Source organism: Kosakonia oryzae (genome assembly GCF_001658025.2).
In the GTDB taxonomy this organism is placed as follows: domain Bacteria; phylum Pseudomonadota; class Gammaproteobacteria; order Enterobacterales; family Enterobacteriaceae; genus Kosakonia; species Kosakonia oryzae.
Genome location: NZ_CP014007.2, coordinates 4,836,938 through 4,857,837, shown reverse-complemented (window position 1 = coordinate 4,857,837; position 20,900 = coordinate 4,836,938). Strand labels below are relative to the sequence as shown.

The window sequence follows — 20,900 nt, the reverse complement described above, 5'->3', positions numbered from 1 at the left end:
ACAGAACTGTGAATACTGCCATAAAAGTGAGCAAAGAAAACGCAATCGTTATCACAGATGGCAGATTCCAGCGCAATGCGATATAAGTAAAACAACGAGTTACAAACCACTGAACAGATAAGAGGTGGATATGTTAGATGCAATTTGCCAACTCGCGCGGGAAGCGGGTGACGCCATTATGCAGGTGTATGACGGTCACAAACCGATGGAGGTCACCAGCAAGGTGGATGACTCCCCGGTGACCGCCGCAGATATTGCGGCCCACGGCGTGATTGTGCGCGGTCTGCAGACGTTGACACCAGATATTCCGGTGCTCTCGGAAGAGGATCCGCCCGCATGGGAAATTCGCCAGACATGGGGACGCTACTGGCTGGTAGATCCGCTGGATGGCACCAAAGAGTTTATCAAGCGTAACGGCGAATTCACGGTCAATATCGCTTTGATTGAAAAGGGAAAACCTGTGCTGGGCGTGGTCTACGCGCCGGTGCTGAAAGTGATGTACTCTGCCGCTGAAGGCAAAGCGTGGAAGGAAGAAGCGGGGCATCACCAGCAGATTCAGGTGCGCGATGCGCGTCCGCCGCTGGTCGTGGTGAGCCGCTCCCACGCTGATGATGAACTGAAAGAGTATTTACAGCAGTTAGGCGAACATCAAACCACGGCGATTGGTTCATCGCTGAAGTTCTGCCTGGTTGCAGAGGGGAAAGCGCAGCTCTATCCGCGTTTCGGGCCGACCAGCGTCTGGGATACGGCGGCAGGGCATGCTGTTGCGGTAGCCGCCGGGGCGCATGTTCACGACTGGCAGGGGCGTACTCTGGATTACACCCCGCGTGAATCCTTCCTCAACCCCGGCTTTCGGGTCTCTATTTACTGAGTAACTTGTGCAGCAGGTCGATCACCTGCTGCACCTCTTGCTGGCTCAATCCACCGTCTTTAGCAAACTGCACGCGGCCTTCTTTATCCAGCACGATAATCGCGGAACTCTCTTCGTCCAGATGCCACGCTTTACGCGTCACGCCTTCACTATCGACAATAAATTGCGACCACGGATAGAGCTTCTTGTTGCTCTCAATGCTGCTGCGCACAAACATGGCGCTGCCCGGAATGGCATCATCGGTGTTGACGATGGTGGTGGTTTGATAGCGGTCATGAGGCAGATTTGCAGCTTTTATCGCCTCAATCAGCCCGGCATTCTTCTCTTTAGCGGAGGTGCGACCGGCAATATGCTGTACAACCCGCACCTTGCCTGGAAGCTGGGCGCTGTTCCAGTTTTTATAGCTAAACTTGTCATTCTCAAGAATCAACTCCCCTCTGTCGGCAATGCCCACAGGCGGCACGCGCTGATTGGTTTCGAAGTTATGGGCTGAAGCCATCAGCGGCAGTAACAGGCATGTCGCTGCCAGGATAGAACGTAGGGTCATGGTGTTTCCTTATCGTTATGCAGGTGATCCGACCACTTGAATTACGGTTTTAATCATAAGTGCGATCTATACGTTTTTCCCGCAAGGGGGATGCCAGTTTGCGGGCGGACGCACATAACTGTGAAAAAAAATGGCTTTATACTGCGTGGATTAAGGGACTGAAAAGAATATTCTGAATAATTGTCATCAAAAGGTAAATAAAGTTATTCACACTATGTATGAGTGAGGTTCTGAACTATAGTCATTGAGCATTAAAATTTGCGCTCACCAACGCTGGTCCGATTGTGGTACCGCAAGGGCGTAATGCTTTACAGGAGAAACAAGAATGAAAATTTTCCAGCGTTACAACCCACTTCAGGTGGCTAAGTACGTAAAAATCCTGTTCCGTGGACGGTTGTATATCAAGGACGTTGGCGCTTTCGAGTTCGACAAGGGTAAGATCCTTATCCCGAAAGTGAAGGACAAACAGCATCTCTCTGTGATGTCCGAAGTCAACCGTCAGGTTATGCGTCTGCAAACTGAGATGGCTTAACCAACCCGTTGTGCTATGCAGTAGTTTAAGTACTATAAAAAAACGGCCCCACAGGGGCCGTTGATATTTCAGCAGGCGATTACGCCGCGCCTTTATCTTCCGCGTCAGGTAGCTTCGGCGTCAGCACCGCCGCGCGAGTGTCGATACGGGTAACCAGCAGCTGATCGATGCGGTAGTTATCGATATCCACCACCTCAAATTTGTAGCCGGAGAATTTCACCGCATCGGTGCGCTTCGGGATCTTACGCAGCATAAACATCATAAAACCGCCGATGGTTTCATAGTTGCCGGACTGCGGGAATTCATCGATATCCAGCACGCGCATCACGTCATCAATCGGCGTGCCGCCATCTATCAGCCATGAGTTTTCATCACGGGCGACAATCATCTCTTCCAGCCCCTGGCCGATCAGATCGCCCATCAGCGTGGTCATCACGTCATTAAGGGTGATAACCCCGACCACCAGCGCGTATTCGTTCATGATTACCGCGAAGTCCTCACCGGCGGTTTTGAAACTTTCCAGCGCTTCCGACAGGGTTAAGGTATCCGGCACGATCAGTGTGTTGCGGATCTGCACGCCGCTGTTGAGCGCCATGCTTTGATTCGCCAGCACGCGGTTGAGCAAATCTTTGGAATCGACATAGCCGACAATATGGTCGATATCACCATTACAGACCAGAAATTTAGAATGCGGATGTTCGGAGACTTTGTTTTTCAGGCTCTGCTCATCTTCATGCAGATCGAACCAAATCACGTTCTCGCGCGAAGTCATTGACGACGGCACGGTGCGTGACTCCAGTTCAAACACGTTCTCAATCAGTTCATGTTCCTGTTTACGCAACACCCCGGCTAAGGCACCGGCTTCCACAACGGCATAAATATCGTCGGAGGTGATGTCGTCTTTGCGCGCCATCGGCAGTTTGAAAATACGGAAGATGACGTTGGCCAGGCCGTTGAAGAACCAGACCAGCGGGCGGAAAAGGAACAAACAGAAGCGCATCGGGTTGATGATACGCAAAGCCACGGCTTCGGGCGCAATCATACCGATGCGTTTCGGTGTCAGGTCGGCGAACAGAATAAACAGCCCGGTCACCAGCGAGAAGGAGATAATAAAGCTGAGCTGTTCGGCCAGCTCCGGGGAAACCACGTTGATCAACATGCTGTGAAAAACGGGAGAGAAAGCCGCATCACCGACGATACCGCCAAGAATGGCGACGGCGTTAAGACCAATTTGCACCACCGTAAAGAACATGCCGGGCGTTTCCTGCATTTTCAGAATGCGTTGCGCGTTGATGTTGCCTTCATCGGCAAGCAGTTTGAGCTTAATTTTTCGCGATGCGGCGAGTGAGATCTCTGACAACGAGAAAAACGCACTTACCGCGATCAGACAGAGTATGACTAAAATGCTGTTTAACATAATTTATCCAGCTATTAACCGGATCCTCGGAAGGGGTTTTGAATATCCATGTGGTAAACACAATGAAAGCCGGCCCGAAGCGGTGAGCCGGCAATTTCGAGGGGTAGTATAGCGTAAGCCTGTCGCTAGCTGCCAGAGGCTTAATTTTCGCCGAATTGTCTGAGAATTCCCTTACTATTTTATGGGTTAAGCTGCGGTGGTAAACAAACCCCAATCCCACCGATACCGCAGTATCCATGCGGGTTTTTATACAGATACTGTTGGTGCTCATCTTCCGCGTAGTAGAACGGCGTTGCGGATTTGATCTCCGTGGTCACGGTACGTGCATCTCCGGCGCTGCGCATGGCTGCCTGGAAGCGTTCAAGGCTGGCGCGCGCGGCGGCGTTTTGCTCCGGCGTCAGCGGGTAGATTGCGGAGCGGTACTGGGTGCCGAGATCGTTACCCTGACGCATTCCCTGTGCCGGATCGTGGTTTTCCCAGAACACCTGCAGCAACTGCTCGTAACTCACCACTTTCGGGTCGTACACCACGCGCACGGCTTCGGCATGGCCGGTCTGCCCTGTGCACACTTCGCGGTAGGTCGGATTTGGCGTATAGCCGCCGGTGTAGCCCGCAGCGGTGCTGTAGACGCCCGGCAACTGCCAGAACAGGCGCTCTACGCCCCAGAAACAGCCCATAGCAAACAGCGCAATCTCCATACCTTCGGGAACATGGCTCATTGAATGCTCGTTAACAGCGTGTAAACTGGCGACAGGCATGGGTGTATTGCGTCCGGGCAATGCATCTGACTGAGAAACAAGGTCTTTTTTATCAAAAAAGCTCACGGTGATACCTCCCGGCGAGAGTAATTGCGGTTAGGGTTGTGTTGCGGCGTGTGTTTTAACACAATAAACACCACAAATCAGGCTAGATTTAAACATAAGAAATTTTGGGCTAGCCGTCCGTTTTTCAACCTGCATTAGCGGGTTTTTATCAGTCTGTGTTCTGCATAAAAGCCGACCAGGCTCAGCGCGGAGTTGCGCTTACGTTTCCTTCCAGAGGTGGGAACAAGGATATTCAGGAGAGAACGTGCCAAAGATCCGTCTTTTATGTTTTGCCGGTTTGTTGCTGGCGAGTGAAACGGCTTTTGCCGCGAATGTACGATTAAAACTGGAGGGATTAACGGGCGAACTGCAAAAGAATGTGCGCGCTCAGTTGTCCACTATCCAGAGTGACGAAGTGACGCCGGATCGGCGTTTTCAGGCACGTGTTGATGATGCTATCCGCGAAGGGTTGAAAGCCTTAGGTTACTACGAACCTACCATTGATTTCGAACTGCTGCCGCCACCAGCAAAAGGGCGTCAGGTATTGATTGCCCGCGTCTCTGCGGGTGAACCGGTGTTGATTGGCGGCACCAACGTGATCCTGCGCGGCGGCGCACGTGACGACAGCGATTACCTGGCGCTGCTCAAAAAGCGTCCCGCCATCGGCACCGTGCTGCACCATAACGATTACGACAATTTCAAAAAATCCCTCACCAATGTGGCGCTGCGCAAAGGCTACTTTGACAGTCAGTTTATTAAAAGCCAGCTCGGCGTTGCGCTCGATCGCCACCAGGCCTTCTGGGATATCGACTACGACAGCGGCCAGCGTTACCGCTTTGGCGCGGTGACCTTTGAAGGTTCGCAAATTCGCGACGAATATCTGCAAAACCTCGTCCCGTTTCATGAAGGGGATTACTACCAGACCCAGGATCTGGCGGAGCTGAACCGTCGCCTGTCCGCCACCGGCTGGTTTAACTCTGTTGTGGTTGCTCCGGAATTTGATAAAGCGCGTAGGACCAAAGTGCTGCCGCTGAAAGGCGTGGTGTCACCACGTACGGAAAATACCATCGAAACGGGGGTTGGCTACTCCACCGATGTCGGGCCGCGCGTTAAAGCGACGTGGAAAAAGCCGTGGATGAACTCTTACGGCCACAGCCTGACCACCAGCATGAGCGTCTCGGCGCCGGAACAGCAGCTTGATTTCAGCTATAAAATGCCGCTGCTGAAAAATCCACTGGAGCAATATTATCTGGTTCAGGGCGGCTTTAAACGTACCGATCTGAACGATACTGAAGCGGATTCCACCACGCTTGCGCTGTCGCGCTACTGGGATCTCTCCAGCGGCTGGCAGCGAGCGATTAACCTGCGCTGGAGCCTCGACCACTTTACTCAGGCCAGCGTCACCAACACCACCATGCTGCTCTACCCCGGCGTGATGATCAGCCGTACCCGCTCGCGCGGCGGCCTGATGCCGACCTGGGGCGACTCGCAACGCTACTCGGTTGATTACTCCAACACCGCCTGGGGATCGGATGTCGATTTCCTCGTATTGCAGGCGCAAAACGTCTGGATCCGCACGCTTTACGATCGCCATCGCTTTGTGGCGCGCGGCAATCTCGGTTGGATCGAAACCGGTGATTTCAACCGCGTACCGCCGGATCTGCGCTTCTTCGCCGGGGGCGATCGCAGTATTCGCGGTTACAAATACAAATCCATCGCGCCAAGAGATGATGACGGCAAGCTGATCGGGGCATCCAAGTTGGCGACCGGTTCGCTGGAGTACCAGTACAACGTGACCGGGAAATGGTGGGGCGCCGTATTTGTTGACAGCGGCGAAGCGGTCAGCGACATCCGGCGCAGCGATTTTAAAACCGGGACCGGCGTTGGCGTACGCTGGGAATCGCCGGTCGGGCCTATCAAGCTCGATTTCGCCGTGCCGGTCGGCGATAAAGATGAACACGGATTACAGTTTTACATCGGTCTGGGGCCAGAATTATGAGTTTATGGAAGAAAATCAGCCTCGGCGTACTGGTGTTTATCCTGCTGCTGCTGGCAACCGTTGCCTTTCTGGTGGGGACCACCAGCGGGCTGCATCTGCTGTTTAACGCAGCAAACCGCTGGGTACCGGGGCTGGAAATCGGCCAGGTTACCGGCGGCTGGCGCGATCTGACGCTGAAAAACCTGCGCTATACGCAGCCTGGCGTGGCGGTCAATGCCGGGGAGATCCACCTTGCGGTCAAACTGGGTTGCCTGCGTAACAGCAGTTTGTGCGTCAACGATCTGTCGCTGAAAGAGATTAACGTCGCTATCGACAGCAAACAAATGCCGCAGAGCGCGCCCGTAAAGGAAGAGGAGAGCGGGCCGCTCAATCTCTCCACGCCCTATCCGATTACCTTAAGCCGGGTGGCGCTGAACAAGGTAAACATCAAAATCGATGACACCACGGTATCGGTGATGGATTTCAGCACCGGGCTGAACTGGCAAGAAAAGAACCTGACGCTGACGCCGACCTCGCTGAAAGGGTTGTTAATTGCGCTGCCGAAAGTGGCCAATGTCGCGCAAAAAGAGGTGGTGGAGCCGAAGATCCAGAACCCGCAGCCGCAGGAAAAACCACTGGGCGAAACGCTGAAAGCGCTGTTTGACAAACCGCTGCTGCCGGAAATGACCGATGTGCACCTGCCGTTGAACCTCAATATTGAGGAGTTCCGCGGCGAACAGTTGCGCCTGACCGGCGACACCGATCTTCTGGTCAGTAGCCTGCTGTTGAAAGTCAGCAGCATCGATGGACAGATGAAGCTTGATGCGCTGGATATCGACTCCAGCCAGGGTACGGTAAACGCCACCGGCAGCGCGCAACTGCATGATAACTGGCCGGTGGATATCACCCTCAACAGCACACTCAATATCGATCCGCTGAAGGGCGAGAAGGTGAAGCTGAAAGTTGGCGGTGAAATGCGTAAGCAGCTTGAGGTTGGTGTGAATCTCTCCGGCCCGGTTGATATGGTCTTACGGGCGCAAACGCAGCTCGCCGAAGCGGGATTGCCGCTCAACCTTGAGTTGACGAGCCAGCAACTTTACTGGCCGTTTACCGGGACAAAACAGTTCCAGGCGGACGATACCAGACTGAGCTTCTCCGGCAAAATGACCGATTACGTGCTGTCGTTCCGCACGGCGGTGAAAGGGCAGGATATTCCCCCGGCAACCATCACGCTGGACGGTAAAGGTAACGCGCAGCAGATCAGCCTTGATAAGTTGACTGTTGCCGCGCTGGAAGGGAAAACCGAACTGAAAGCGCTGCTCGACTGGCAGCAGGCGATCAGTTGGCGCGGCGAACTGACGCTTAATGGCATTGATACGGCAAAAGCCTTCCCCGAGTGGCCGTCAAAACTGAATGGCCTGATCAAAACCCGCGGCAGCCTGTACGGCGGGAGCTGGCAGATGGATGTGCCGGAGCTGAAACTCAGCGGCAACGTGAAGCAAAACAAAGTGAGCGTTGACGGGCAACTAAAGGGCAACAGCTATTTGCAGTGGACGATCCCGGGCCTGCATCTGGCGCTGGGGAAAAACAGCGCCGATATCAAAGGCGAACTGGGGGTTAAGGATTTGAACCTCGACGCTAACATTGATGCGCCGGGGCTGAATAACGCCTTGCCGGGCCTCGGTGGAACGGCGAAAGGGGTGGTGAAAGTGCGCGGTACGGTCGATGCGCCGCAGGCGCTGGTGGACATTACCGCCAATGCACTGCGCTGGCAGGAGCTGTCTGTCGCCCGCGTTCGCGTTGAAGGGGATGTTACGTCCAGCGATCAGATCGCCGGGAAACTCAACGCGCGCATTGAGCGTATCGCCCAGCCGGGCGTGAACCTCAGCCTGGTAACGCTGAATGCCGACGGCAACGAAAAGCAGCACAAATTGCAGTTGCGCGTGCAGGGCGAGCCGGTCTCCGGGCAGTTAAATCTGGCCGGGAGCTTCGATCGCCAGCAGCAGCGCTGGAAAGGGACGCTGAGCGATACCCGCTTTGCCACGCCGGTTGGCCCGTGGTCGATCAACCGGCCAATCACTCTCGACTACCGTAATCTGGAGCAGAAAATCGCTATCGGCCCGCACTGTTGGCTGAACCCCAACGCTGAACTGTGCGTGCCGCAGACTATCGATGCGGGCGCTGAAGGGCGCGCGGTAGTGAATCTGAATCGCTTCGATCTGGCGATGCTCAAACCGTTTATGCCGGATACCACGCAGGCCAGCGGCGTATTCAGCGGTAAGGCGGATGTAAGTTGGGACACCACCAAAGAGGGCCTGCCGCAGGGCGAGGTGACGCTTTCCGGGCGCGGCGTGAAGGTCACCCAGGAAGTGAATGGCGCGCCGCTGCCGGTGGCGTTCGATACCCTGAACCTGAATGCGCAGCTTCGTAACAACCGTGCCGATCTCGGCTGGCTGATTCGCCTGACTAACAACGGCCAGTTTGACGGTCAGCTACAGATTACCGATCCGCAGGGACGACGTAATCTGGGCGGTAATGTGAACATCCGTAACTTCTCGCTGGCGATGGCCAACGCCATCTTTAGCCGTGGCGAGCAAGCCGCAGGGACGCTGAATGCCAACCTGCGGCTGGCGGGGAATGCACAAAGCCCGCAATTGTTCGGACAGCTAGGGCTGAACGGGCTGGATGTCGAGGGCAACTTTATGCCGTTTGACATGCAGCCCAGCCAGTTGGCGATCAATTTCAACGGCATGAGTTCGACGTTGCAGGGCGTGGTGCGTACCGGGCAAGGGCAGATTAACCTCAGCGGGGATGCTGACTGGCGGCAACTGGATAACTGGCGTGCGCGCGTGGCGGCGAAAGGCAGTAAAGTGCGCATTACTGTGCCGCCGATGGTGCGGCTGGATGTTTCGCCAGATGTGGTATTTGAAGCCACGCCAAGCCTGTTTACGCTCGATGGGAATGTCGATGTGCCGTGGGCGCGCATTGTGGTGCACGATCTGCCGGAAAGCGCAGTGGGCGTCTCCAGTGATGAGGTGATGCTCAACAACGATCTGCAACCGGAGCAGCCAAAGAGCGCGTCGATTCCGATCAACAGCAATCTGACGGTCCACGTCGGCAATAACGTGCGGCTGGATGCTTTCGGTCTGAAAGCACGGCTGACCGGCGACCTGAAAGTGGCGCAGGATAAGCAAGGGCTGGGGCTGAACGGGCAAATTAATATCCCGGAAGGGCGCTTCCATGCGTATGGCCAGGATCTGATTGTGCGCAAAGGCGAACTGCTGTTCTCCGGCCCGCCGGATCAACCGCTGCTGAACATTGAGGCGATTCGTAATCCGGAGTCGACCGAGAACGATGTGATCGCCGGGGTTCGTGTTACCGGTACGGCGGATGAACCGAAAGCTGAGATCTTCTCCGATCCGGCGATGTCGCAGCAGGAAGCGCTCTCTTATCTGCTGCGCGGGCAGGGTTTGGATAGCGAGCAGAGCGACAGCGCGGCAATGACCTCTATGCTGATTGGCTTAGGGGTTGCACAAAGTGGTCAGGTTGTGGGTAAAATCGGCGAGACATTCGGCGTCAGCAATCTGGCGCTGGATACTCAGGGGGTAGGCGACTCCTCCCAGGTGGTGGTCAGCGGCTATGTTCTGCCGGGTCTACAGGTCAAATATGGTGTAGGAATTTTTGACTCACTGGCGACTCTCACGTTACGTTATCGCCTGATGCCTAAGCTGTATCTTGAAGCGGTGTCTGGCGTAGATCAGGCACTAGATTTGCTCTATCAGTTTGAGTTTTAGCAATGCGAATATTTGTCTACGGCAGTTTACGACGCAAGCAGGGCAACAGCCACTGGATGACCAACGCTCAGTGGCTGGGGGACTTTTGCGTCGAAAATCATCAGCTGTATAGTCTGGGGCATTACCCGGGGGCTGTTCCGGGCGAAGGAAACGTAAAGGGTGAAGTTTACCGCATCGACGCGGCAACGCTCGGTGAACTGGATGCCTTACGTACCGCAGGGGGCGAATACAAACGTCAACTGATCCAGACGCCTTATGGCAGCGCCTGGATGTATGTGTACCAGCGTTCGGTTGAGGGAAGAACCTTGATTGAAAGCGGTAACTGGCTGGACAGGGAACAGTACCAGAAGTAATTAGTCATAGAGAACCGCGCCGCATGGCGCGGTTTTTCTTTGGCGGGCCGCAGAAATTTTTCGCCGGATGGCACCCGATCAATGCTTAATCCAGATCGTTGCCCAGTGCAGGCCGGGTAAGGCGATTCATCGATGCGCAGCCATAAAAAAGCCCCGGCCGCATAATGCGCACCGGGGCTTTTTCACTGAAGCGTATTATTTTTTGGCAGCGCGTTCGAAGGAAGCAACGATTTCCGCTTTCGCGGCTTCAGCGTTGTCCCAACCGTCCACTTTCACCCATTTGCCTTTTTCGAGATCTTTGTAGTGCTCGAAGAAGTGGGTGATCTGCGCTTTCAGCAGTTCCGGCAGGTCGTTCACATCTTTAATGTGATCGTACTCTTTGCTCAGTTTGGTGTGCGGAACCGCAACCAGTTTCGCATCTTCGCCAGATTCGTCGGTCATTTTCAGCACGCCAACCGGACGGCAACGGATCACAGAGCCTGGCTCCAGCGGGTACGGCGTCGGCACCAGCACGTCAACCGGGTCACCATCCAGGGAGAGGGTGTGGTTGATGTAACCGTAGTTGCACGGATAGAACATCGCGGTGGACATGAAACGGTCAACGAACAGCGCGCCGCTTTCTTTGTCAACTTCGTATTTGATCGGATCAGCGTTAGCCGGAATTTCGATAACCACGTAAATATCTTCTGGCAGATCTTTACCCGCCGGGACGTTCAATAAGCTCATGTTTGTTTCCTTTAAAATGTGTGGCAAACAAGTGCCGGGTATTATAGCCAACTGGCGGTGAATGTCTTCGCCTGTTTTAACTTACTCACACATTTTCAGAGCGCTTCGCATCCCCTTTTCATGACCGTTTTATCCATAACAATAGCAGCATACTGAATAATTTTGTGGAAACGATTACAGCGTAATTTTTCACCACCCTGCAACAGTTAAATTTCCATAAGATCAAGTGCGGATTTAGGGTACATAAGAGTGCGTCATTTCGCGCGCCAGATCTCAACTGGTAATCAACAATTCATTCACTTTTCCGATTTGTGATGTAACGCATTCTGTTACATCGCGGTTTGTCTATAGTTTTCTCCGCAGGTGAAGTTGTAGCCAACAATAACCCTACGAGGATGCTCTTATGTGGAAGCGCTTACTTCTTGTCACAGCAGTTTCGGCAGCCATGTCGTCTATGGCGATGGCCGCCCCTTTAACCGTAGGATTTTCGCAGGTCGGATCAGAATCCGGCTGGCGAGCCGCTGAAACCAACGTCGCGAAAAGCGAAGCCAGCAAACGCGGCATTACGCTGAAAATCGCTGACGGTCAGCAAAAACAGGAAAACCAGATCAAAGCCGTACGTTCGTTTATCGCTCAGGGCGTGGACGCCATCTTTATTGCGCCAGTGGTGGCAACGGGCTGGGAGCCGGTACTGAAAGAAGCGAAAGACGCCAAAATTCCGGTATTCCTGCTCGATCGCTCCATCGATGTTAAAGATAAATCGCTCTATATGACCACCGTCACCGCCAACAACATTCTTGAAGGCAAGCTGATTGGCGAATGGCTGGTGAAAACCGTGGCTGGCAAACCGTGTAACGTCGTCGAACTGCAAGGCACCGTCGGCGCCAGCGTGGCGATCGATCGTAAGAAAGGGTTTGCCGAAGCCATTTCTACAGCCCCCAACATTAAGATCATCCGTTCGCAATCCGGCGACTTTACTCGCAGTAAGGGTAAAGAGGTGATGGAGAGCTTCATCAAGGCGGAAAACAACGGCAAAAACATCTGCATGGTTTACGCCCATAACGATGACATGGTGATCGGTGCGATTCAGGCGATCAAAGAAGCGGGTCTGAAACCGGGCAAAGATATCCTGACCGGCTCCATCGATGGCGTGCCGGATATCTACAAAGCGATGATTGACGGCGAAGCCAATGCCAGCGTCGAACTGACACCGAACATGGCTGGCCCGGCATTCGACGCGTTAGAGAAATACAAAAAAGACGGCACCCTGCCGCCGAAGCTGACCATCACCAAATCCACGCTCTATCTGCCGGATACGGCAAAAGAGGAGCTGGAGAAAAAGAAAAATATGGGTTACTGAGTCGTGAAAACCCTCTCCCCATCGGGGAGGGGGTAATGGTTTAAGGGGTCGATAATGAACGCGGAAGCACACCAGGAAATCCTGCGTACCGAAGGCTTAAGTAAATTCTTTCCCGGCGTAAAAGCGCTCGATAACGTGGATTTCAGCCTGCGGCGTGGCGAGATCATGGCGCTGCTTGGGGAAAACGGCGCCGGGAAATCAACGCTGATTAAAGCGTTAACCGGCGTTTATCATGCGGATAAAGGGGCTATCTGGCTGGAAGGTCAGCAGATCAATCCCAAAAACACCGCCCATGCACAGCAACTTGGCATCGGCACCGTGTACCAGGAAGTAAACCTGCTGCCGAATATGTCGGTGGCGGATAACTTATTTATTGGCCGCGAACCGCGGCGTTTTGGTTTGCTGCGCCGTAAAGAGATGGAAAAACGCGCGACCGAGCTGATGGCATCTTACGGTTTCTCGCTGGATGTGCGCGAGCCGCTCAACCGTTTTTCGGTGGCGATGCAACAGATCGTCGCGATCTGCCGCGCCATCGATCTGTCAGCCAAAGTGCTGATCCTCGATGAACCGACCGCCAGCCTTGATACCCAGGAAGTCGAGATGCTGTTTACGCTGATGCGCCAGCTTCGCGACCAGGGCGTCAGCCTGATTTTCGTCACCCACTTTCTCGATCAGGTGTATGAAGTCAGCGATCGCATTACCGTATTGCGTAACGGCGGTTTTGTTGGCTGTCGCGAAACCCGCGAGTTGCCGCAAATCGAGCTGGTGAAAATGATGCTGGGCCGCGAACTGGACAGCAACGCGCTTCAGCGCGCCGGACGTACGCTGTTGAGCGAGAAACCGGTTGCGGCGTTCAGCGGCTATGGCAAAAAAGGCGTCATCGCGCCGTTTGATCTGGAAGTTCGCCCCGGCGAAATCGTCGGCCTGGCCGGGCTGCTGGGTTCCGGGCGCACCGAAACCGCCGAAGTGATTTTTGGCATCAAACCCGCCGACAGCGGCAGCGCGATCATCAAAGGTAAGAGCCAGACCCTCCGCTCTCCGCACCAGGCTTCATGCCTGGGAATCGGTTTTTGCCCGGAAGACCGCAAAACCGACGGCATTATCGCGGCGGCCTCCGTCCGTGAAAACATTGTGCTGGCGTTGCAGGCGCAGCGCGGCTGGCTGCGGCCGATTCCGCGCAAAGAGCAAAACGCGATTGCCGAGCGCTTCATCCGCCAGTTGGGGATCCGCACGCCGAGCGCTGAGCAGCCGATTGAGTTTCTCTCCGGCGGCAACCAGCAAAAAGTGTTGCTCTCGCGCTGGCTGCTGACCCGGCCTCAATTTCTGATCCTCGATGAACCGACGCGCGGTATCGACGTTGGCGCGCACGCTGAGATCATTCGTCTGATTGAAACCCTCTGCGCCGATGGTCTGGCGCTGCTGGTTATCTCCTCTGAACTGGAGGAGCTGGTGGGCTATGCGGATCGCGTGATTATCATGCGCGATCGCAAACAGGTGGCGGAGATCCCGCTCGCAGAGCTGTCGGTTCCGGCGATCATGAATGCCATTGCGGCGTAAGGAGTAGAGTGTGATGCCTCAAACTGTGGGTCAAACCGGGCAGCCGAAGCGCCGCTTTAACTGGCCCACCGGAACGCCCCAGCTTATCGCGCTGGTGCTGGTTCTGGTGGTGGACAGCCTGGTCGCGCCCCATTTTTATCAGGTGGTGCTGCAGGATGGTCGCCTGTTCGGCAGCCCGATCGACATTCTTAACCGCGCAGCACCCGTTGCGTTGCTGGCGATTGGTATGACGCTGGTGATCGCCACCGGCGGCATTGATCTTTCTGTTGGTGCAGTGATGGCAATTGCGGGCGCAACGGCGGCATCGCTCACCGTTTCCGGGCACAGCCTGACGGTGGTGCTGCTGGCCGCGCTGGGCACCGGCGTGCTGGCCGGATTGTGGAATGGCATTCTGGTGGCGATCCTCAAGATCCAGCCTTTCGTTGCCACGCTGATCCTGATGGTGGCTGGGCGCGGTGTGGCGCAGCTCATTACTTCCGGGCAGATCGTCACCTTTAACGCGCCGTCGCTGGCGTGGATCGGCAGCGGATCGCTGTTGCTGTTCCCGACGCCGGTGATTATCGCGCTGCTCACGCTGGTGCTGTTCTGGTTGTTTACCCGTAAAACGGCGCTCGGCATGTTTATTGAAGCGGCAGGGATTAATATTCGCGCGGCAAAAAACGCCGGGGTGAATACGCGCGTCGTGGTGATGCTGACCTACGTATTGAGTGGCGTGTGTGCGGCTATCGCCGGGGTGATCGTCGCGGCGGATATTCGCGGCGCAGATGCCAATAACGCCGGGCTGTGGCTGGAACTGGATGCCATTCTGGCGGTGGTTATTGGCGGCGGCTCGTTAATGGGCGGGCGCTTTAACCTTGTACTCTCGGTGGTCGGTGCGCTGATTATTCAGGGTATGAATACCGGGATTTTGCTCTCCGGTTTCCAGCCGGAACTCAACCAGGTCGTAAAAGCGGTGGTGGTGATGTGCGTATTGATTGTCCAGTCGCCGCGCTTTATCGCGCTGATTAAAGGAGTACGCGGTCATGATAAAACGTAATTTGCCGCTGATGATAACGTTAGGCGTGTTTGTGCTCGGTTATCTCTACTGCCTGACGCAGTTTCCCGGTTTTGCCTCGACGCGTGTGATTTGCAATATCCTGACGGATAACGCTTTTCTGGGCATTATCGCCGTTGGTATGACCTTCGTGATCCTCTCCGGCGGTATCGATTTGTCCGTCGGCTCGGTGATCGCCTTCAGCGGCGTCTTTCTGGCAAAAGCGATCGGTGACTGGGGAATATCGCCGCTGCTCGCTTTCCCGATGATTTTACTGATGGGCTGCGCTTTCGGCGCATTTATGGGGCTGCTGATCGACGCGTTAAAAATCCCGGCATTTATCATTACTCTCGCGGGGATGTTCTTCCTGCGTGGCGTCAGCTACCTGCTCTCGGAAGAGTCGATTCCGATTAATCACCCGATCTATGATTCGCTCTCCAGCCTTGCGTGGATGATCCCCGGCGGCGGGCGGTTGAGCGCTATGGGATTATTAATGTTGCTGGTGGTGGTAATGGGGATTTTCCTCGCTCACCGCACCCGTTTTGGCAATGAAGTGTATGCCGTTGGCGGCAACGCGACGTCGGCGAACCTGATGGGGATCTCCACCCGCGGCACCACCATTCGCATCTATATGCTTTCTACCGGGCTGGCGACGCTGGCGGGGATTGTCTTCTCGATTTATACCCAGGCCGGTTACGCGCTGGCGGGCGTAGGCGTGGAACTGGACGCCATTGCCTCGGTGGTCATTGGCGGGACATTGCTCAGCGGCGGCGTGGGCACGGTGCTGGGAACGCTGTTTGGCGTGGCGATTCAGGGGCTGATCCAGACCTATATTAACTTCGATGGCACGCTCAGCTCGTGGTGGACGAAAATCGCCATCGGCATCCTGTTGTTTATTTTTATCGCGTTGCAACGCGGCCTGACCGTGCTGTGGGAGAACCGTCAAAGCTCTCCTGTAACACGCGTTAACACAACGGCAATAAAGTAATAACACATTGAAATAATTACTTTCTCCTAAAGTAAATCCGGTAGCGGTCGATAACTGACGAAATGGGCTTAATTTACGCCAAAAAGTATCGCTGCTACCGGAATTCACATCATGCTTAAAACGCTTTCGATCCGTACTGGTTTACTTTCTTTGCTGGCTGTTATGACGCTGCTGCTGCTGCTGGTCAGCGGCATCGGGGTGTATGCACTTAATAAAAGCTCCTCGTCGCTGGAGCGAATTAGTCAACTTCAGGGCGAAAAAATGGCGCGCCTGAGCGAGGGGTACACGCTGATTTTGCGGGCGCGTAACGAAGCCGGTCAGGCGGTGCGGATGATGGAAGTGGGGCTGCTGGATGACGCGGCCAAATCCGTGAAGCAGATCAACGGCGAAATCGCGCAGGGCGAACAGTCTCTCAGCAACGTGATCGCCGCTGGTGTGGATGATGAGCAGGGTTCCGCGCTGCTTGCCCAGGTGGCGAAAAGCTACGGCGATTACGTGAACCAGGGCATTAAACCGATGCAGGATGCGCTGAATCAGCAAAGCGCGGATGCCTACTACGATTTGCTGGAAAACAAACTGATCCCCATTTCCCGCCAGTTCGACAACGATATGCAAGCCTTCCAGAAGTGGGGCGAGGCGCGCGGCAGAGCGGAAGTGGACGCCGTACAGGGCAGCAAACACGTGGTGATGTTGCTGATTCTGGTGGTGGCGCTGATGGTCGCCGGGATTATCGTGCTGGCCTGGCTGGCGCTGCGCCATATGTTGCTGAAACCGCTGGATCGCTCTATCGAACAGCTTGAGCATGTTGCAGCCGGCGATTTGATTGCAGTTAAAGCCGAGGCAAGCAGTAAAGAGTTTAACCGTCTGAACGCGGCCATCGAAGAGATGCGTCACTCGCTGATAAGCTCGGTTACCCGCGTTCGTGATGCCAGCGCACAAATCGATACTGGCAGCCGCGAACTGGCCGCTGGCAACGTCGATCTGTCGCAACGCACGGAGTCAACGGCGACATCGCTTGAACAAACGGCTGCCAGCATGGAGCAGATCACCGCCACGGTGAAACTGAACGCCGACAACGCCGAGCAGGCGCATAAACTGGCGAAAACCGTTTCCGATACCGCCGATCGCGGCAGTGAAATGGTGTGCTATGTGATTGAAAAAATGCGCGATATCTCCAGCAGTTCCGATCGCATCGCCGATATTCTCAGCGTGATTGATGCCATTGCCTTCCAGACCAATATCCTCGCGTTGAACGCTGCGGTCGAAGCGGCGCGCGCGGGAGAGCAGGGGCGTGGTTTCGCGGTGGTGGCCGGGGAAGTGCGTAATCTTGCCAGCCGCAGCGCCGAATCGGCGAAAGAGATCCGCCAGCTTATCAGCAGCTCGCAGGCGCAGGTGTCTGAAGGCAGCGATCTGGCGATGCAGGCGGGTGAAACAATGGATGAAATCGCCGAAGAAGTGCTGCGTATGACCAAACTGATGCGCGAAATCGCCAACGCCTCGCAAGAGCAGAGCCGGGGTATTGAGCAGGTCAATATCGCGGTCAGTCAGATGGATGAAACCGCGCAGCAGAATGCGGCGCTGGTACAACAATCGTCTGCCGCGACCCGTTCGCTGGAAGAGCAGGCGCGCGAGCTGTTGCAAGCGATGGCATCATTCCGCCTGCAAACCCAGGGATAATCAAAGGAAGAGAAATGGGTGTTTGTATTCAATGCGATAACGAAGCGCTGAAAGACAGCGATTATTGTGCGGCGTGCGAAGAGCGCGAGTTTAAAAAGATCCGCGGCTGGCTGTTTGTACCGGCGATTGGCCTGCTGGTGTCGCTGATTGCGATCATTGCCTCCATTAACACCACCACCAAAGTGTTGATGGAGCACTACAGTGCCATCGGCACAGGGCCGAAAGCGCTGCTGATTTACGAACTGGTTTTCTATATCGCCATGTTCGCTTATACGCTGTTTGTTTGCGGCCTGTTTTTTCGGAAAAAGCGTTAGCTTCCGCGCTTTTACATTGGTTTTCTGCTGATTTGGCTGATTTTTTACGGCGTTGATTTATTGCTGGCACACTACCTTATCGCGCTGCCGTTCGTCTTCGAAACGGTGAAGGCGTTGATCCGCAATGCGATAAGCGCTGCGATTTGGGTGCCCTATTTCCTTATCTCCGAGCGCGTTAAACGGACTTTCGTGCGCTAAAAAAAGCGCCACATTTGTGGCGCTTTATTCCTCTTTCCCTGCGCTTACGCGTCCGGGAATTCACGCATAAAACGTTCTACATCATCAACCATGTGCTCATTGCCGACGAAGAACGGACGGCGCTGGTGCAGGCTTTCCGGTTGAATATCCAGAATGCGCTCTTTCCCATCGCTCGCTTTGCCGCCCGCTTGTTCAGCGAGGAACGCCATCGGATTGCACTCATACAGCAGACGCAGTTTCCCTTGCGGGTGGCTTGCGGTGCTTGGGTAGAGGTAGATGCCGCCTTTCAGCAGGTTGCGATGGAAATCCGCCACCAGCGAGCCGATATAGCGCGTGGTATACGGACGGTTGGTCGCTTTATCCTCTTCCTGGCAGAACTTCAGGTACTTTTTCACGCCCTGCGGGAATTTGATGTAGTTACCTTCGTTGATGGAGTAGGTATTGCCACGCTCCGGGAACTGCATACGCTCCTGGCACAGGCAGAAAACGCCGAGTGATGGATCGTATGTAAAGGCGTGGACACCGCAGCCGGTGGTGTAAACCAGCATGGTGGACGAACCGTAGACCACATAGCCCGCAGCAACCTGTTTGTTGCCCGGTTGCAGGAAGTCTTCTTCCGTAACCGGCGTGCCGACAGGAGTCACGCGGCGGTAAATAGAGAAAATGGTTCCGACAGAGACGTTAACGTCGATGTTCGATGAGCCATCAAGAGGATCCATCAGCACCACGTATTTGGCGTGTTCACAACCTTCGAAAACGACAATTTCGTCCTCTTCTTCAGATGCGATACCGGCCACGATATCGCGTGCGCGAAGTGCAGCTTTCAGTTTTTCGTTTGCGAACAGGTCGAGTTTTTGTTGCTCCTCGCCCTGGACGTTTTCAGCACCGCTTGCACCCAGGATATCGACCAGACCGGCCTTATTGATATCGCGATGAATGATCTTGGCGCCCAGTTTTATCGCCGACAGCAAAGCAGTTAATTCACCGGTGGCGTGTGAGAACTCGTGCTGCTTTTCGACAATAAATTCACCTAACGTTTTCATAACACTTTCCCTGCATGTATATGGAGTAAAGCGATCTTGTCCTGAAGGTTTCAGGTTGCTGGTGACAGCAAGTCCCGGATAGTAAACAGCCTGAACCTTAACAGCCAGCGCTTTCGAAGTCGAAAACGCGACGGACATACAACAATACTAACAAAGATTCAAAAGGCCGTGCTCAGGTGAATCGCGCCAGCAGTATGGGGATTATCCTGAAATGCATTTCTCAGACGTTAAACATATGCGTAAAATGTGCGCCAGTTTTGGAAAGGATAAAAACGTATGCGCATTCATATTTTGGGGATTTGTGGCACTTTCATGGGCGGCCTGGCCTTGCTGGCGCGTTCGCTGGGACATCAGGTGACGGGCTCTGACGCCAATATTTACCCGCCGATGAGCACGCTGCTAGAAAAGGAAGGCATTGAGCTGATTGAAGGTTATGACGCAAGCCAACTCGATCCCGCACCGGATTTAGTGATTATTGGTAACGTCATGAAGCGCGGTAATCCATGCGTGGAAGCCGTGCTGGAGAAAAACATTCCATTTATGTCCGGCCCACAGTGGCTGCACGATTTTGTTTTGCGCGATCGCTGGGTCGTCGCCGTTGCCGGTACGCACGGCAAAACCACCACCGCCGGGATGGCAACCTGGATCCTCGAAGCCTGCGGCTACAAGCCGGGCTTTGTTATTGGCGGCGTACCAGGGAACTTTGAGGTTTCTGCGCGTCTGGGCGATAGCCCTTTCTTCGTCATTGAAGCCGATGAGTATGACTGCGCGTTCTTCGACAAGCGTTCCAAATTCGTTCATTACTGCCCGCGCACGCTGATTCTGAATAACCTTGAATTCGATCATGCGGATATTTTTGACGACCTGAAGGCGATTCAGAAGCAGTTCCACCACCTGGTGCGCATCGTGCCGGGACAAGGGAAAATCATCTGGCCGGAAAACGATATCAACCTGAAGCAGACCATGGCGATGGGCTGCTGGAGCGAGCAGGAACTGGTGGGCGAACAGGGCCACTGGCAGGCGAAGAAACTGTCCACCGATGCCTCAAGCTGGGAAGTGTGGCTGGACGGCGCATGCGTTGGGCAGGTGAACTGGGGTCTGGTGGGCGAGCACAACATGCACAACGGTCTGATGGCGATTGCCGCTGCGCGCCATGTTGGCGTTACACCGGCGGATGCCGCCAGTGCACTGGGCTCGTTTATCAATGCCCGTCGTCGCCTGGAGTTGCGCGGGGAAGCAAACGGCGTAACGGTGTATGACGATTTCGCGCATCACCCGACGGCAATCCTCGCCACGCTGGCCGCGCTGCGCGGTAAAGTCGGCGGTACGGCGAAAATCATCGCCGTGCTGGAACCGCGCTCCAACACGATGAAAATGGGCATCTGCAAAGACGATCTGGCGCCGTCGCTGGGACGCGCTGATGAAGTGTTCCTGCTACAACCGCAGCATATTCCGTGGCAGGTGGCGGAAGTGGCCGACGCCTGTGTGCAGCCTGCTCACTGGAGCGCGGATGTCGATACGCTGGCGGAGATGATCATCAAAACCGCACAGCCTGGCGATCATATTCTGGTGATGAGTAACGGCGGTTTCGGCGGCATTCACCAGAAGCTGCTTGATGGCTTAGCGAAAAAGGCTGAGGCCGAAGCGGACAAGCTCTGACGGCTGGCTGAAATAAAAAACCGCGACCGGGAACCCGGCGCGGTTTTTTT

General features: G+C 54.9%; 17 protein-coding genes and 1 pseudogene. 12 read left to right on the top strand and 6 right to left on the bottom strand.

The annotated features are described in order from the left end of the window. Positions 1-130 precede the first annotated feature (130 nt). The gene (gene cysQ, locus AWR26_RS23025) at positions 131-871 is read left to right on the top strand and encodes a 3'(2'),5'-bisphosphate nucleotidase CysQ (RefSeq protein WP_064568679.1); all 741 of its coding nucleotides are present in this window, start codon (positions 131-133) and stop codon (positions 869-871) included. Here the strand turns inward: cysQ and AWR26_RS23020 are convergent. Next, positions 861-1,418 (bottom strand): YtfJ family protein, encoded by a 558-nt coding sequence (locus AWR26_RS23020; protein WP_064568678.1) that lies wholly within the window; start codon positions 1,416-1,418, stop codon positions 861-863. The genes cysQ and AWR26_RS23020 overlap by 11 nt on opposite strands. Positions 1,419-1,743: 325 nt before the next feature. Between AWR26_RS23020 and AWR26_RS23015 the strand changes: the two genes are divergently transcribed. Next, a complete protein-coding gene (locus AWR26_RS23015; protein WP_003856054.1) occupies positions 1,744-1,950 on the top strand; it encodes a DUF1107 domain-containing protein in 207 nt (68 codons plus the stop codon). Positions 1,951-2,029: 79 nt separating this feature from the next. Here AWR26_RS23015 and AWR26_RS23010 read toward each other — a convergent pair whose 3' ends face one another. Then, positions 2,030-3,367, bottom strand: coding sequence for a hemolysin family protein (locus tag AWR26_RS23010; protein ID WP_064568677.1), 1,338 nt, complete (start codon positions 3,365-3,367; stop codon positions 2,030-2,032). 179 nt (positions 3,368-3,546) lie between these two features. Continuing rightward, positions 3,547-4,191 carry a peptide-methionine (S)-S-oxide reductase MsrA gene (gene msrA, locus AWR26_RS23005; protein ID WP_043955418.1) on the bottom strand — a complete coding sequence of 215 codons (645 nt, stop codon included), beginning with the start codon at positions 4,189-4,191 and terminating at the stop codon, positions 3,547-3,549. 244 nt (positions 4,192-4,435) lie between these two features. Here msrA and tamA point away from each other — a divergent pair, with 244 nt between their 5' ends. Genes tamA through AWR26_RS22990 form a run of 3 tightly spaced genes read left to right on the top strand, consistent with a single transcriptional unit; the run spans position 4,436 to position 10,295 of the window. Beyond that, positions 4,436-6,169 (top strand): autotransporter assembly complex protein TamA, encoded by a 1,734-nt coding sequence (tamA, locus tag AWR26_RS23000; RefSeq protein WP_064568676.1) that lies wholly within the window; start codon positions 4,436-4,438, stop codon positions 6,167-6,169. Continuing rightward, the gene (tamB, locus tag AWR26_RS22995; RefSeq protein WP_064568675.1) at positions 6,166-9,942 is read left to right on the top strand and encodes an autotransporter assembly complex protein TamB; all 3,777 of its coding nucleotides are present in this window, start codon (positions 6,166-6,168) and stop codon (positions 9,940-9,942) included. Before tamA ends, tamB begins: the two co-directional genes overlap by 4 nt. 2 nt (positions 9,943-9,944) lie before the next feature. Continuing rightward, a complete protein-coding gene (locus AWR26_RS22990) occupies positions 9,945-10,295 on the top strand; it encodes a gamma-glutamylcyclotransferase family protein (RefSeq protein WP_035887013.1) in 351 nt (116 codons plus the stop codon). A 126-nt stretch (positions 10,296-10,421) separates the two neighbouring features. Here AWR26_RS22990 and AWR26_RS25930 read toward each other — a convergent pair whose 3' ends face one another. Both AWR26_RS25930 and ppa read right to left on the bottom strand, forming a co-directional pair. Beyond that, complete coding sequence (locus AWR26_RS25930; protein WP_139227952.1) at positions 10,422-10,481, bottom strand: hypothetical protein; 60 nt, start codon at positions 10,479-10,481, stop codon at positions 10,422-10,424. A gap of 9 nt (positions 10,482-10,490) precedes the next feature. Further along, the gene (ppa, locus tag AWR26_RS22980) at positions 10,491-11,021 is read right to left on the bottom strand and encodes an inorganic diphosphatase (protein WP_023478348.1); all 531 of its coding nucleotides are present in this window, start codon (positions 11,019-11,021) and stop codon (positions 10,491-10,493) included. A gap of 403 nt (positions 11,022-11,424) precedes the next feature. Here ppa and ytfQ point away from each other — a divergent pair, with 403 nt between their 5' ends. The 6 genes and pseudogenes from ytfQ (at position 11,425) to AWR26_RS22950 (ending at position 18,148) form a co-directional block, all read left to right on the top strand. Then, positions 11,425-12,381, top strand: coding sequence for a galactofuranose ABC transporter substrate-binding protein YtfQ (gene ytfQ / locus AWR26_RS22975; protein ID WP_064568674.1), 957 nt, complete (start codon positions 11,425-11,427; stop codon positions 12,379-12,381). Between the two features lie 54 nt (positions 12,382-12,435). After that, the gene (gene ytfR / locus AWR26_RS22970; protein WP_064568673.1) at positions 12,436-13,938 is read left to right on the top strand and encodes a galactofuranose ABC transporter, ATP-binding protein YtfR; all 1,503 of its coding nucleotides are present in this window, start codon (positions 12,436-12,438) and stop codon (positions 13,936-13,938) included. Positions 13,939-13,951: 13 nt separating this feature from the next. After that, the gene (ytfT, locus tag AWR26_RS22965; protein ID WP_043955409.1) at positions 13,952-14,974 is read left to right on the top strand and encodes a galactofuranose ABC transporter, ATP-binding protein YtfT; all 1,023 of its coding nucleotides are present in this window, start codon (positions 13,952-13,954) and stop codon (positions 14,972-14,974) included. Beyond that, positions 14,961-15,959 (top strand): galactofuranose ABC transporter, permease protein YjfF, encoded by a 999-nt coding sequence (gene yjfF / locus AWR26_RS22960; RefSeq protein ID WP_064568672.1) that lies wholly within the window; start codon positions 14,961-14,963, stop codon positions 15,957-15,959. The genes ytfT and yjfF overlap by 14 nt, the downstream gene beginning before the upstream one ends. Positions 15,960-16,070: 111 nt before the next feature. Continuing rightward, positions 16,071-17,636, top strand: a complete 1,566-nt coding sequence (locus AWR26_RS22955; RefSeq protein ID WP_064568671.1) for a methyl-accepting chemotaxis protein — start codon at positions 16,071-16,073, stop codon at positions 17,634-17,636. A gap of 14 nt (positions 17,637-17,650) precedes the next feature. After that, positions 17,651-18,148, top strand: a pseudogene (locus AWR26_RS22950) (DUF2569 domain-containing protein). 44 nt (positions 18,149-18,192) lie between these two features. Here AWR26_RS22950 and fbp read toward each other — a convergent pair. After that, positions 18,193-19,191 (bottom strand): class 1 fructose-bisphosphatase, encoded by a 999-nt coding sequence (gene fbp / locus AWR26_RS22945; RefSeq protein WP_064568670.1) that lies wholly within the window; start codon positions 19,189-19,191, stop codon positions 18,193-18,195. Between the two features lie 276 nt (positions 19,192-19,467). Here fbp and mpl point away from each other — a divergent pair, with 276 nt between their 5' ends. Next, positions 19,468-20,850 (top strand): UDP-N-acetylmuramate:L-alanyl-gamma-D-glutamyl-meso-diaminopimelate ligase, encoded by a 1,383-nt coding sequence (gene mpl / locus AWR26_RS22940; RefSeq protein ID WP_064568669.1) that lies wholly within the window; start codon positions 19,468-19,470, stop codon positions 20,848-20,850. Positions 20,851-20,900: the final 50 nt, after the last annotated feature.